Origin of the sequence: Paenibacillus sp. Dod16, assembly GCF_049893405.1 — a bacterium.
In the GTDB taxonomy this organism is placed as follows: Bacteria; Bacillota; Bacilli; order Paenibacillales; family Paenibacillaceae; genus Paenibacillus_AQ.
In genome coordinates this window covers 55,600-69,037 of the sequence record NZ_JBNDYG010000027.1, presented here as the reverse complement: position 1 = coordinate 69,037, position 13,438 = coordinate 55,600, and the positions used below count along the sequence as shown (strand labels likewise).

Below are 13,438 nucleotides of genomic sequence, written 5' to 3'. Positions count from 1 at the left end.
AGTCCGCCCTTTCCCATCAGGAGGGCCCTTCCAGATGAAGTGGGGGGGCGTTTATGTTAATATGGGTTTATGTGATTGTGGATAAAGGGGAGAAGCATACGTGAAAGGGTTTAGGCCGGATAAGCGCAAACAAGAAGAACGAGATGCCGGCAGTCAGTTTAACTTGCGGGTTAATCTATTTTTTTTCAGCACTTTTATCATATTCTGTGTCGTTATTATACGCCTTGCTATACTGCAGTTCGTTGAGGGGCCTGAGCTAAAAGAGCTCGAAACCGGCGGGCAGGTTAAAAATTTCCCGCTTCAGCCGATCCGGGGCAGCATCATCGATGCTTCCGGAACACCGCTTGCCTACTCGACACCTTCCCAAGCACTATATTTAACGCTGTTAAAGGATTACAGTTCATCCGAACGGGGGAAGAAGAACCGTCCGGAGATCCAAAAGCTGGCCGAGGAAATGGTCAAGGTCTTCGAACAGTATGGTGATCCAAAAGCCGAAAAGCTAACGGTGGATGATGTGATCAAAGCGATGGACCTGGAGTTCAACAAGCAGCCGGGTTATGAGCCGAGACGCATAAAGGCAAATCTCTCGACTAAAGAAGTGGCCTACTTTATGGAGCATAAAAATGAATATCCTGGAGTCGAGGTTGTCGAAGAGAGTCAGCGTCAATACAACCCGGACAAAATCGCCGTTCAAACGATTGGTTATTTGAAAGAATTCCGCGGAAATAAGACACTGGATAAATATAAACAGATCGATGAGCAGAATAAGAAACAAAAAGATCCGGGACTCATCTACACGGAGCAAGAGAAGGTCGGTGTAGACGGACTCGAAATGATGTTCCAGGATGAGCTGCGCGGCAAGAACGGATATATCGGCATTCCGATTAATCCGCAGAACATGGCGGACGGGGTGCCAACCATGATCGCCCCGGAGAAGGGCTACAATATTCATACGACGATCCACAAGGATATCCAGAAGGTGACGCAGCAGGCGATCATTGATCAGCTGAAATGGCTTCACGCCAATACGGTTTCCGGTAAAACGCATCCGAATGCGCAAACGGGGTATGCCGTAGCGATGGAAGTGGACACCGGAAACATTGTTGCCATGGCCAGTATGCCGGATTATGACCCGAATGTGTGGGAGAATGGGACCGATGATGCTAATTGGGAAACCGTCATGAAGTATTACGGCAACGGGACGATCTCTCCATACAGTTCCGGTCGATCCGGCAACAATCTGGAATCGGTTGTGCTGCTCGGTTCCACTATGAAGCCCTTGACGGTATTGATTGGACTTAATGAGAAACTATTCGGACCGAACGATTATTATTATGATGGCGGGGCAGCATTTTTCGGTAAGGATAATACGAGAGTCCGGAACTCAGGCGGTAAAGCCTATGGATCTCTGAACGCCCGAAAAGCGATCGAGCATTCCTCCAACGCCTTTATGGTTGACTGGATTGGGGAACGACTGTATAACAAATATGGTTCCGAATCCGTTGAAGTATGGCATAGATATATGAAGGAATTCGGGCTTGGGGTTTCTACCGAATCCGGTTTGCCAAAGGAGCATAAAGGAATCATCGAGTATACCAATATCGAGCAGGCGGGAAGTTATCTGGCTGCCATGGCATACGCTTCATTCGGCCAGTCCGGTAAATATACGACGCTCCAATTGGCACAGTATGCCAGCACGCTTGCCAATCGGGGAGAACGCATTCGGCCGCAGCTTGCGAGCAAGATTGTGGATCAGGACGGCAATGTGATCAAGGAATTCAAACGCGAGGTATTAAATAAAGCGGAATTCCCAGAGCAGTACTGGAATGAAGTCATTGCAGGGATGAATACGCAAGGACTTCGAGCATTTGAAGATTTTAAATATGATTTTGCACGGAAGACAGGAACATCCGAGCAGGATATTTATAAAAACGGTACTCGGATCCGGGTGGAGAACGGGGTGTTCATCGCCTTTGCTCCACGGCAAAATCCGAAGCTGGCCGTCGCCGTGGTCATTCCGGAAGCAGGCTTCGGTTCCCAGAGTGCCGCGCCGGTTGCCCGTAAAATTTTTGACGCGTATGACGAGATTTACGGACTCGACGGTACGCCTCATCCTAAAAATACCGAGGGTGAGGATGGGGATGGCAGTAACGAATAAGAGGATATCTGCAAAAACGGCAGCCAAGTGCCCTCAACGGGTTGGCTGCCTTTTCTTTATCCGTTACACATGGGCGTCCGGAGCCTTGTCCGCCACCAGATTCAGGACGACGTTAAACTCCAGCAGCGCTTTCAGGCCGCAAAGTACCATGGTGTATCCTCCCATGGAATCAATAGCCCCGTGTACCATTTCATCCGCACTACCTGTAAATCCGGAGTGGGTAATGGCAACGAAGGTCTCATGATCGCCCCGTGGCGTGAATGTCCACTCGGTTTTGGTCTGGTCCGAAGACTCGATCGCGATGCGGCGATTGACTTCGATACGTTGAACGTACACGTCATCATGTACCCCGTACATCTCCCAATCCCAGCGGATATGGCGGCCTTCCTCCAGCTTGCCGCTGCTTTTGGTAAACCAGAACTTGGTTGTGATCTCAGGGTGGATGAAAGCCTCGAATACTTCTGAAACGGGTCTTCGAATCAACATCTCTGCCGTCACGACAGGGGTCTCATTGAGTTTGGTCATATGAATTTTATGACTCCTTTCGGGGTTGTCTTCAGTAATATCGTAGCATATAGGAATTCATATTCTTTCTTTTACATTGCTCATTTATTTCAAGGGTCGTGTGCTTTGTTCGAGAGCTTGGGAAATACTACTTGAGGCTAGCGTTACCTCAGTTTTGGCATGTCTGGGGGCGGCTATTCATAGGGGAATGTTTTGACGCCATGCCTTTTGTGGTAAAATGTCGTTATGTTTGCTTGTGATTCGTAAGGGGGTTAATACCATGAAACATAAATATCGATTGTTGGCACTGGATATGGACGGTACGCTGCTGCGGGACGATCATGAAGTGTCTGAGGAAACGGTGAAGTGGATCAAGGAAGCGGTACGGCACGGCATCCATGTCTGTCTCTCGACAGGCCGGCCGTTTCAGGATGCTTATCCGTATGCCAAACAGCTTGAACTGACGACACCGATGGTAACGGTGAACGGAGGCGAGGTATGGCGTGCGCCATATGAATTGCACCGCCGCGCATTGCTCGACAGCAAGCTCGTGGAGCAAATGCACGCACTGGCCATTGAAACCGGATCATGGTTCTGGGCGTATTCAGTAGAAAGATTGTATAACTCTGAGAACTGGACCGACGATATCGCGAATCAGGAATGGCTGAAATTCGGTTACACCACGAATGATCATGAGGTGCGTCACAACATTCTGATGCGCCTGCAGGATATGGGCGGACTGGAGATCACGAACTCCTCGCCGGATAACCTGGAAATCAATCCGCAGGGCGTTAACAAAGCGACCGGAATTGGACAGGTGTGCGAGCTGCTCGGCATTAGCATGTCCGAAGTCGTAGCCGTAGGCGACAGCTTGAACGACCTGGCTGTGATTCAGCAGGCCGGCCTCGGCGTGGCGATGGGCAATGCCCAGCAGACGGTTAAGGATGAAGCGGACCTTGTGGTTTCCAGCAACAATGAGGACGGCATCGTTGAGGTCATCAGGGATCATATTTTGATCGAAAGGTGAGATGTTGATGGACATATTGGGCTGGATTATCGTTATCGCTCTGTTTATCATTGGGATGGCAGGGGCGATTTACCCTATTCTGCCGGGGGTTGTCGCCATTTACCTGGCGCTGTTCGTTTACGGCTGGTTCTTTACATTCGAGCATTACAATTCATGGTTCTGGATTATTCAGACCATCATTCTGGTGGTGCTCTTCATTGCCGATTATGCGGTTAACGCCTGGGGGGTTAAGAAGCTCGGCGGTTCCAAAGCCTCGATATGGGGCAGCACCATCGGACTGATTATCGGGCCGTTCGTTATTCCCGCTTTTGGATTGATTATCGGACCGTTCCTCGGAGCATTTTTGGGTGAAATGCTGGCAGGTTCGGGACCGAGCAAATCCATGAAGGTTGGATTCGGATCGGTCATTGGATTGTTCAGCAGCATTGTGGTGAAGGTTATTTTACAACTCGCGATGATTGTTATTTTCTTCATTTGGATTTTCTAATAGACGCTTAGGAATCGCTGTAAGAGGCGCTTTGGAGGAGAAAGAAGGGTACGGTTTTGTCAAAGAAAGAGTCATTTATTAAAGGCACGATCATCTTGGCCGCTGCTGCGCTGGTCGCCCGCGTGCTGGGTCTTGTTCAGCGGGTGCCGCTGGAGCATATGCTGAACGATATAGGGGATGCCTCATTTACGATCGCCAATAACGTATATTTAATGCTGTTAACGGTAGCAACGGCCGGCATTCCCAGCACGCTCAGCAAAATGGTATCCGAGCGTCATGCTTTGAACAAGCCAGCGGAGGCTCGTCGTGTCTATCATGCTGCACTTATTTTTGCCGGAGCAGCAGGCGTTGTCATGACGCTGCTGCTTTATTTCGGAGCCCCTTATTATGCTACCCATATTGCTAAGCAGCCGGAGGCCGCCGCGGCCATTCAGGCATTGGCCCCAGCGCTGCTGTTGTTTCCGGCCATCGCCATGATGCGGGGATACTTCCAAGGACGTAATAATATGACGGCTGGCGGCATATCGCAGATTATCGAGCAGATTGCACGGGTTCTGACAGCGATCGGCCTAGCTTACGTGCTGCTGCGGATGGGATACGACGATACCTGGATTGCTGCCGGCGCCTCCTTCGGGGGCGTACTCGGCAGTATCGGAGCATTTGCGGTGATGCTGTACTTTACGGTAAAGCTTCGCCGAAATGATCGTGAGCTCAAGATGCCGGCAGCGGACCGCTCCATTCCGCTTGGCGGGATATACCGGGATATATTCACGTTGTCTATACCGATTGTGCTGTCTTCCCTGGCGGTTCCGGCTGTTAACTTCATTGACAGCTCCATTGTTAAGCCACTGTTGATCGGGCAGGTTGGCCTAGGGCAAGCAACCGCAGCTCTCGCGGTGTTAGGAAACCGGGCGCAAAGCGTGGCGGGGATTCCGCCGATTCTAGCCATTGCCCTGAGCACCTCGCTCATTCCGATCATCTCTGCAGCGTTTGCGAAGAAAGATCAGGAGCATCTGGAACAGCAAGTATCGCTGGCTATGCGGGTTGCCATATTGACCGGTATGCCGATGGTGATTGCGCTATGCGTGGCATCCTATTCCATTAATGGTTTGCTGTTTAGTTCCTTGGGCGGCAGCGGGATTATTGGATTTCTGACGTTCGGTACGATTTTCCAAATCACGATGATGACCACAAATTCCATACTTCTCGGAATCGGGAAGGCCAAGCTCTCGATGATTCACGTGATGGTTGGGGTTGTGGTCAAGCTTGCAGCCAGCTTCCTGCTTGCTCCGTTCTTTGGGATCTACGGGATCATAGGGAGCACGGCGCTCTGTTTCCTTGTCATTACGATACTGAATATAAGATCGATTAAAGGGATTGTATCCTTCTCCATCCTGGGCAAACGCTGGACGGGCTTCGTGCTGACGGTGATTGCTGCCGGGGGAATCGGATATGGCCTGAATCTGGCCGGTATTAAAATGGTCGATGTCATGCCGGCACGGCTGGCATTCCTGCTGACTTGCCTGGTTGTAGGCGTGGCCGTAGTCATTATATATCTTGTCCTGCTGGTGGTGTTTGGCGTATTGCGGCAATCGGAGCTGAGCAGTTACCCGCGCCTTTTGCAGAAGGTGTTCCGTCCGCTTATGAGACAGAGGTTGTTCAAAAAGTCCGCTTTTGATAAGAAAACCTCTATCGAGGCCACTTCAAGGATGAGCGACCGCGATGCATAGGTAGGTTTTCTTGCGATATAGAATTTCATCAGTTCCACTGATAACTCATAAATTCTATATCTAACACGAAGGGAATCAGGAAGCAGCTCGGCATCGAATCTTGAATTCAGCCGGGCCTTCCGGTGCTCACGTACCCAAACGTACGCTCCGCTCCTCAGTCCCTAGCTTCATCCAACCTTCTCGGTGCTTAAAATCGACCTTTTTGAACACGCACTTATCGTGTATATAGAACGGAACAGAGACCTTCCTTGCAGTATCGGGACGGTCTCTTTTCATTTTAATGCGGATGGAACTGATCAGACACATCATGCACGATGGAGGTTTTCTCCAGAGCGGCCCGATGGGCGTGAGTAATATCCGGCAGCAGCGGCCGTAACGGTTTGCGGATATGCCTAAACATCGCCCGGCCCTGAAACCAGTCGTATCGGGGAATCGGCTCGGGGGGGTCATCCTCCCAGATCTCCTCAAGATAAGGGCTGTACAGACGTTGGCCTTCGGGCAGCCATTCTGATGCGATGAGGTCAGATCCCGCGTGGCCATGATTCATGGCTTGCTCAAGGGTCGGCGTAAACAAGGCCGGCCAGTATTCAGCGCGCGATCCTTGGTGCTTGGTGGATCGTGCGAAGGCCAGCACAGCGCGGTAAATTTCCTCATATCCAAACAATAAAGCATACAGCGAACGGCCTGCCTTGATCCGAATGGACAGGTCGTCAAACTTGGGGATGGTAAGTCCGGCCAGCGGCCTGGTTGGGGATAGGGGCTTTGGCCCAGCGCTTTCCCCCGACACTGTTCGTCGGACTTGACCCAGCGGAAACACGATTTGATTCAACCGGGTCAGCTCATGCATCCGAAAGAAGGGATTCTCCAGAATATGTTGTTGGTAAAAAGGATGTCTCGCCACACGCCCCTCAATATAGTTCTGCTCATTAATAATGAGTGCCACCGTAAGCAGCGAACTGCTCTGATCCTGCCAGAACTGTTCCCAGAACGGTGTCATGAACGATGAAACATGAAAGTGGGGGAGTAAATGAAATAGGGGCTTGCCTTTATTTCGACTGTGTATATAGAGAAGCAGCTGGGGATAGGCGTCCTGGAAGATCAGCGCATTGCAGCGCTCCAGGAAACGGTACAGATTGCTCTTGAATGTCGGATCCATGAGATCCGACATCAATCCGCCTTTCAGATCGCTCATATTCCATCCGGCATTACGCGATACCATATGGGCCAGGAAGGCCCAATGCAGCTCAGGATGCGATATATAACAGTCCAAATAGGCTTGCGTACGCGTTACGTTACTCCGGTTGGCTGCGGCTGCGGCCTCCTGAATATGATGAATCAACTGCTGCTCTTCTTGAGATAGCTGAACATCTGCACCTGGTTCATGAATCCGAATCTCGCTATACCCTTGCATGGAAGGCAACGGAAACGGGGAAACGCTCTGCTGCAAATAGGGATGGGAGGAGAGGATTTCCTTGAGCTTTACGCGAATCCTCCTTACCGATGCATAGTCCCATTGCAATTCGTGTCTGCTTGTCCGGAGCTTTAAGGAGAATCGCCATGACGCGATCATCCCCGACCATGATTCTGTCAGGGCCTGCGGAATGGCTGCCGCCCATGACCATACATCATCTTTGCCCTGGCTTTTTTTATTTTTGACTCCGTTCGAGTGCATTCGGGGGTCACCTGCACTTTCTGATGGTTAATCCCTGCCTGTGAACATCATAATGTCAGTATGCTCTAAAATTTGACTTCCACTCAACATTTTGATTCACTAAGGGGGAAGGAACTCGACGTAAAGGGGAGATAATCAATGGAAAAAATCACTTCGGAAGCAGAATTTCAGGTTGCAATCCAGTCTCCGCGACTGACCGTTGCCGTATTTAAAGCAGACTGGTGCGGCGATTGCAAGTTTATCGATCCATTCATGCCGGAGGTTGAGACGAAGTTCTCAAACCAATTGACTCTGGTAGAGGTTGACGTCGATGCTGTCGGTGACGTGAGTCAGCAGCAAAATATTTTGGGTATCCCCAGCTTTGTTGCATACTCCGATGGACGCGAGCTGGTTCGCTATGTTAACAAACTCCGCAAATCGCGCGAGGAAATTGAAGATTTCCTGCAGCGTGCCGTGGACGTATACAGTACGATTCATAAGTAAGGGTGACCATAGCACCGCCGCCTTGATCTATAACTGGCGGCGGTGTTGTTTTATATATCGAATAGAGGTATGGCGATGAAGTCAAGTACCTGGATCATGAAGGTTTTTCTCATTTTTGAACATTTTGTCACAATCGCTCAAGTGACCGTGGCGGTAGAATCAGGTATAATGAAATGTGGACTGTGTACGATGCGATCCTGTAAAGGTTTAAATAGTGAATGATTAGGAGCAGCAGGTGAGATAAGTGAATGATAAACAACTAAAATGGCTGAGTTACATAACATGCTTAGTTATGTTCTGCGCGACGTTCGGTGGCATGGTTGTGACAAAGACGGACTCGGGACTCGGTTGCGGTCAGGAGTGGCCGCTGTGCAACGGTAAATTTGTTCCCGCTTACACGGTATCCTCCATGATTGAGTATTCACACCGGGCCGTTAGCGGAATGGCGGGTTTGGCGGCGCTCGCTTCGCTGATTGCGTTCTGGAAGTACAAGCGGGATCGCCGGGATTTGATGGCTTATGTTATCGGGACCTCGGTATTCGTTATTGTACAGGCGATCATGGGTGCTCTTGCGGTGGTTAAGCCTCAATCGGCTGCGATTATGGCGCTGCATTTTGGCTTCTCGCTGATTGCCTTTGCTAGCTCTGTCATGCTGGCTCTGGGTATGCGGCGGGTAGAACAGGCGAAGGGGCCCGTAGACTTGGAGCGTCTGCCTCGGGTAAGCAAGGGCTTCCGTAATTTAGTATGGGGCACAGCCTTGTACAGTTACATCGTGGTTTATATCGGTGCGTTCGTCAGCCATACCGATTCCCGGGAAGGGTGCTCCGGCTGGCCGCTGTGTAACGGGGAAGTGATACCGGAGCTGAGCGGAGGGGTAGGCATCGCCTTTATGCACCGCGTGGCGGCGCTTCTGCTGCTGATCGTTGTGGCGGTGATGGGGCATTTTGCATATTGGCGGAACCGCGACAACCGGGAGATCCAGATGCTGGGCATCTCGGCAACCGTGCTCTGTCTGCTGCAGGTGTTCAGCGGCGCCCTCATTATGGCAACGATGCATAACGAGGAGGTTTACGTATTCTCCGCACTGGGGCATACCTTGCTGATCTCCGCCTTATTCGGCGTACTGTGTTATTTAAGTGTCAGGGTTTGGCAGCTCAGCAGACCGGTTAAAGCCGAAATGCGGCCCGATCATAGCATACCTCGCGAAAAGATTGTATAAAGAAAAGCAAAAACCATGAAATAAAAAGATCGAATTCAGACAACATCGTTTATGCAAAGTCCCCGAGCCTGCCTCGAGGGCTTTGTTGTATAGTAAGGGGGGAGCCGATGATAACCAAGCCATCCGCTCGACCTGTCCGATATCAAGGAGATGGGGGTTGTCTGGTCGTTTCGGGGGCATCCTATAAGAACAATCCCTGGTCATGGATGGAATGAAACCGGGATACCCGGATGAGTTATTCCTGCGTGAGGATATCATGAAGACGGTTGAAATGCGGTGGAATCCCTATTTTGGCAAATAGCGATCCAAGAACCAAGGTTAATCTGATGACGCGAGGGGGGTACCGCCATGCTTCGAATGTTACTTGGGGAACAGCCCCGGCAGAATAACGGCCTGCTTGAGGAAGCCATCGAATCGATGGTCCAAACAACCCGGCTGCTGCAGAAGGAAATGGAGAAAAATCAGGATCCGACGCATGATTTTCGCAAGCTTGAGATTTGGACCCGGGGGTTGATCGTTTCCCTGGATGAGCTGGAACAGAGCTGGAATGCGGCCAGGCATTTCAGTCAATCGATCCAATCGGGTTACATCGATGACATGTCGATTCAGGAGCAAGGGGAATATCAACGGTATGTGTATTTTTACAAAAACGGCTTCATCCGCGTATTCTCGATCCTTGACAAGCTGGGGACGGTGTTGAACGATTTGTATGATCTTCATACCTCCAAGGTGAAGGCGCATTTCTCTTATTTTACGGTCCTGCGGCAGTTTAAATTCCTAAAGGCCCACGGAGAGCTGGCCAAAGAGCTGGAGGAGATCAAGGATCGTTACAAAACACCGCTGAACACCCTCCGGAAACGGCGCAATGCTGAAATCCATTACATGAATTCCGAGATGCAGGATGATTTGTGGCAGCGTCATCAAGGGCTGTCGGACAAGATCGAGCTGGAGGATATCGGCCAGCACCTGGACGATCTCAAACAGGGCGTTGATATGGTATGCCGGAGTTTGGCGGCCTCTTATAAATATACGAACAAGCTTTGGGCGAAAAATGGAGTCAGGACTTAGGCACAAAATCGCCATGAAATTCCTTTTGACAAAAACCTGAAAAGAATCTATACTAACTATTGCATTCATTAAATGTTATCAAATCAGATCAAATTAATCGGGAAAATTTCATATCGATGTTTTCTTATCGAGAGAGGCGGAGGGACAGGCCCGATGAAGCCCGGCAACCGACTCCAGCGTGTAATTGCAYAACGCGATGACGCATGGAGTGACATGGTGCTAATTCCTTCAAAGCTACAGGATATCCTTGGCTTTGACAGATGAGAAAAGGCGTTGACTTTTACGTAAAGAGGGCCCTTTTTGATTCTACAAAAAGAGGCTCTTTTCTTTTGGGTAAATAGATATGAAGCTACGGAAAAAGGAGGATTATCGGATTGATTGAGCTCAAGCAATTGACGAAGCAGTACGGAAAAGCCGGAACTTTAACAACTGCGTTGTCCGAATTGGATTTGTCGATTGAAAAAGGAGAAATTTTCGGAGTGATCGGACACTCCGGTGCAGGTAAAAGTACATTGATCCGTTGTATCAATTTGTTGGAGCGGCCCACCTCGGGCGAAGTGTGGGTGAACGGTAAGAACTTGACGTCGCTTGGCAAGAAGCAGCTTCAGGCGGAACGCCGCAAAATCGGCATGATTTTTCAGCACTTTAACCTGTTGTCATCGGCGACGGTGTACGATAACATTGCGTTTCCGCTGCGTCTGATCAAGACGCCGAACGCCGAACTGGAACGTAAAGTATCCGAGTTGTTGGCCTTGGTCGGCCTCGAGGCGCATCGGGACAAGTACCCGTCTCAGCTATCTGGGGGCCAGAAGCAGCGGGTGGGCATAGCCAGAGCGCTCGCGAGTGATCCGGAAGTGCTGCTGTGCGACGAAGCGACTTCGGCTCTTGACCCGCAGACTACGGATTCGATCCTGCGCCTGCTGCTGGACATTAACAAAAAGTTTCATCTGACGATCGTGCTGATTACCCATGAAATGCATGTGATTCAGAGCATATGCGACCGGGTCGCCGTTATTCATCAAGGCGGCATCGTGGAGCAAGGCCCGGTAACGGAAGTGTTCCTGAAGCCGAAGCATGAGGTAACCCAGGAATTTATCCGTCAGGAGATGGACAGTGGCGAAGCTTTCCGTCTGGCCATTCAGGGCCAGACGAACGGACCTTCAAGGGCGGTGCAGATTACGTTCCTTGGATCGAAAACGTACGAATCAATTCTGTCCCATACCGTCCATGAGACGGGCGTGAATTTTGCAATTCTGCAGGGTACCATTTCCACGATCAAAGAAACGCCGTACGGCCAACTCATTGTCCGTTTTGAAGGGGAAGAGGGCGCCATCGAAGATACGATCCGGAAGCTCCTTGAACAAGGATTAGACGTGGAGGTGATTCATTAATGTTCGAACTCGATTTTACCCAGATCGACTGGAAAGAAATATGGACGGCAACCTTGGATACCCTTCGGATGCTGGGGGCATCGGCATTGTTCAGCTTCATTATCGGACTGCCGATTGGCGTGCTGCTCTACATGGCCGCTAGATCCACATCCGGCCTGGTACGCTTCGGATACTCGATCCTGTCGTTCATTGTGAACATCCTGCGTTCGATTCCATTCATTATCCTGATCGTTGCGATGATCCCGATTACGAAATCGCTTGTGGGTGTTTCTTATGGCGTGCTGGGAACCATTCCACCGCTCGTGATAGGCGCAGCGCCATTCTTCGCCAGACTCGTGGAAACTGCCTTGAATGAGGTGGACAAAGGGGTCATTGAAGCGGCTCAGGCCATGGGCTCCTCGACAAGCCAGATCATATGGAGGGTTCTCCTTCCGGAGGCTCGCCCGGGTTTGCTGGCTGGGATGACCATCACGATTGTAACCCTGGTATCGTATACCGCGATGTCCGGTCAAGTCGGCGGCGGCGGGTTGGGCGATTTGGCTATCAAGTATGGATATTACCGTTATGAGACGGAGATTATGATCCTGGCCGTCGTATTAATGATTGTGCTGGTACAACTGCTGCAGATGGCAGGAGATCGCTTGGTCCGACATTTTACAAGAAAATAACGGAATGGATGAGGCATCAAGGAAGACAATATAAAAAAATAATATATTTTCGGAGGGAGAGTTTTTAGAATGAAAAAATGGACATTGGCATTGATCAGTTTGACATTGGTTACGGTGCTGGCTGCGTGCGGCAGCAAGCCTGCGGATAACGCGGCTGAGCCAGGGGGAACAACAGGAGGCGGCGCTCAAGAGCCCGTAACTTTGAAAGTCGGCGCTTCGCCTTCACCACACGCCAAAATTTTGGAGCATATCAAACCAGCGCTTGAAAAAGAAGGTGTGAACCTGGAAATCGTGGAATTCACCGATTATGTTCTGCCTAATACGCAAGTGGACTCCAAGGAAATCGACGCGAATTTCTTCCAGCACAAGCCTTACCTGGATAATGAAATCAAAGAGCGCAAACTGGACCTGGAGTCCGTGATCGCCGTGCATGTGGAGCCGCTGGGTGCATATTCCAGAACGATTAAATCGGCCGATGAGCTGAAGGATGGAGCCGTTGTGGCGATCCCAAGTGACCCATCGAATGCGGGCCGTGCATTGACCCTGCTGTCCAAGAATGGCGTCATTAAGCTGGAGGATGAAACCAAGCTTGAAGCTACCGCTAAGGATATCGTGGAAAATCCGAAAAACCTGGAGTTCAAAGAAGTTGAAGCCGCGATGCTGCCGCGTATGCTGGATGAGCTGGATCTGGCTGTCATCAACACGAACTACGCGCTTGAAGCGGGACTGGATCCAACAAAGGATGCACTCTTTATCGAAGACAAAGAGAACCCTTACGCCAATCTGCTGGTAGCTCGTCCGGACAACAAAGACTCCGACGCCATTCAAAAATTGGCGAAGGCGCTGACTTCCGAGGACGTGAAGACCTTTATTGAAGAAGAGTACAAAGGTGCTGTCATTCCGGCATTTTAATTCGAGCACCAAGGCTCGATGATGCTGAACATAAGTTTCATCGTATCCGAGAAGAGAGGGCATTATCCAAAAGACCGTGGGTCTTTATGGATAATGCCTTTCTTTTTTTGTATAATGGG

12 protein-coding genes and 1 riboswitch are annotated in these 13,438 nt (G+C 50.4%); of the genes, 10 read left to right on the top strand and 2 right to left on the bottom strand.

What is annotated here, in order from left to right; genetic code table 11:
- The first annotated feature begins 100 nt into the window (after positions 1-100).
- Positions 101-2,158 carry a peptidoglycan D,D-transpeptidase FtsI family protein gene (locus tag ACPV3A_RS19180; protein WP_426200610.1) on the top strand — a complete coding sequence of 686 codons (2,058 nt, stop codon included), beginning with the start codon at positions 101-103 and terminating at the stop codon, positions 2,156-2,158.
- Positions 2,159-2,221: 63 nt separating this feature from the next.
- Here ACPV3A_RS19180 and ACPV3A_RS19175 read toward each other — a convergent pair whose 3' ends face one another.
- Entirely contained in the window at positions 2,222-2,683 is a 462-nt protein-coding gene (locus ACPV3A_RS19175; RefSeq protein ID WP_426200609.1) for an SRPBCC family protein, read from the bottom strand.
- 259 nt (positions 2,684-2,942) lie between these two features.
- Here ACPV3A_RS19175 and ACPV3A_RS19170 point away from each other — a divergent pair, with 259 nt between their 5' ends.
- Genes ACPV3A_RS19170 through ACPV3A_RS19160 form a run of 3 tightly spaced genes read left to right on the top strand, consistent with a single transcriptional unit; the run spans position 2,943 to position 5,906 of the window.
- Positions 2,943-3,689, top strand: coding sequence for a Cof-type HAD-IIB family hydrolase (locus tag ACPV3A_RS19170; protein ID WP_071222384.1), 747 nt, complete (start codon positions 2,943-2,945; stop codon positions 3,687-3,689).
- A gap of 7 nt (positions 3,690-3,696) precedes the next feature.
- Positions 3,697-4,176: a DUF456 domain-containing protein gene (locus ACPV3A_RS19165; RefSeq protein ID WP_071222385.1), complete on the top strand. Its 480-nt coding sequence runs from the start codon at positions 3,697-3,699 to the stop codon at positions 4,174-4,176.
- A gap of 56 nt (positions 4,177-4,232) precedes the next feature.
- Entirely contained in the window at positions 4,233-5,906 is a 1,674-nt protein-coding gene (locus ACPV3A_RS19160; protein WP_426200608.1) for a putative polysaccharide biosynthesis protein, read from the top strand.
- 277 nt (positions 5,907-6,183) lie between these two features.
- Here the strand turns inward: ACPV3A_RS19160 and ACPV3A_RS19155 are convergent, their stop codons facing one another.
- Positions 6,184-7,578 (bottom strand): DUF2515 family protein, encoded by a 1,395-nt coding sequence (locus ACPV3A_RS19155; protein ID WP_426200607.1) that lies wholly within the window; start codon positions 7,576-7,578, stop codon positions 6,184-6,186.
- 138 nt (positions 7,579-7,716) lie between these two features.
- Here ACPV3A_RS19155 and ACPV3A_RS19150 point away from each other — a divergent pair, with 138 nt between their 5' ends.
- The 6 genes from ACPV3A_RS19150 to ACPV3A_RS19125 all read left to right on the top strand — a co-directional run bounded on the left by ACPV3A_RS19150 (position 7,717) and on the right by ACPV3A_RS19125 (position 13,319).
- Positions 7,717-8,061, top strand: coding sequence for a thioredoxin family protein (locus ACPV3A_RS19150; RefSeq protein ID WP_071222388.1), 345 nt, complete (start codon positions 7,717-7,719; stop codon positions 8,059-8,061).
- A gap of 244 nt (positions 8,062-8,305) precedes the next feature.
- Entirely contained in the window at positions 8,306-9,280 is a 975-nt protein-coding gene (locus ACPV3A_RS19145) for a COX15/CtaA family protein (protein ID WP_426200606.1), read from the top strand.
- Positions 9,281-9,628: 348 nt separating this feature from the next.
- Positions 9,629-10,348 (top strand): Cthe_2314 family HEPN domain-containing protein, encoded by a 720-nt coding sequence (locus tag ACPV3A_RS19140; RefSeq protein WP_071222391.1) that lies wholly within the window; start codon positions 9,629-9,631, stop codon positions 10,346-10,348.
- A 121-nt stretch (positions 10,349-10,469) separates the two neighbouring features.
- Positions 10,470-10,615, top strand: a riboswitch (SAM riboswitch).
- A gap of 107 nt (positions 10,616-10,722) precedes the next feature.
- Positions 10,723-11,739 (top strand): methionine ABC transporter ATP-binding protein, encoded by a 1,017-nt coding sequence (locus tag ACPV3A_RS19135; RefSeq protein WP_426200605.1) that lies wholly within the window; start codon positions 10,723-10,725, stop codon positions 11,737-11,739.
- On the top strand, positions 11,739-12,407 hold the full coding sequence (locus tag ACPV3A_RS19130; RefSeq protein ID WP_426200604.1) for a methionine ABC transporter permease: 669 nt from the start codon (positions 11,739-11,741) through the stop codon (positions 12,405-12,407). Before ACPV3A_RS19135 ends, ACPV3A_RS19130 begins: the two co-directional genes overlap by 1 nt.
- Before the next feature lie 69 nt (positions 12,408-12,476).
- Positions 12,477-13,319, top strand: a complete 843-nt coding sequence (locus ACPV3A_RS19125; RefSeq protein ID WP_426200603.1) for a MetQ/NlpA family ABC transporter substrate-binding protein — start codon at positions 12,477-12,479, stop codon at positions 13,317-13,319.
- Positions 13,320-13,438: the final 119 nt, after the last annotated feature.

Bases quoted from the DNA above. Each gene is read 5' to 3' on its own strand.
- ACPV3A_RS19175 (WP_426200609.1), bottom strand. From the start codon at position 2,683: ATGACCAAACTCAATGAGACCCCTGTCGTGACGGCAGAGATGTTGATT.
- ACPV3A_RS19170 (WP_071222384.1), top strand. From the start codon at position 2,943: ATGAAACATAAATATCGATTGTTGGCACTGGATATGGACGGTACGCTG.
- ACPV3A_RS19165 (WP_071222385.1), top strand. From the start codon at position 3,697: ATGGACATATTGGGCTGGATTATCGTTATCGCTCTGTTTATCATTGGG.
- ACPV3A_RS19155 (WP_426200607.1), bottom strand. From the start codon at position 7,578: ATGCACTCGAACGGAGTCAAAAATAAAAAAAGCCAGGGCAAAGATGAT.
- ACPV3A_RS19150 (WP_071222388.1), top strand. From the start codon at position 7,717: ATGGAAAAAATCACTTCGGAAGCAGAATTTCAGGTTGCAATCCAGTCT.
- ACPV3A_RS19140 (WP_071222391.1), top strand. From the start codon at position 9,629: ATGCTTCGAATGTTACTTGGGGAACAGCCCCGGCAGAATAACGGCCTG.
- ACPV3A_RS19130 (WP_426200604.1), top strand. From the start codon at position 11,739: ATGTTCGAACTCGATTTTACCCAGATCGACTGGAAAGAAATATGGACG.
- ACPV3A_RS19125 (WP_426200603.1), top strand. From the start codon at position 12,477: ATGAAAAAATGGACATTGGCATTGATCAGTTTGACATTGGTTACGGTG.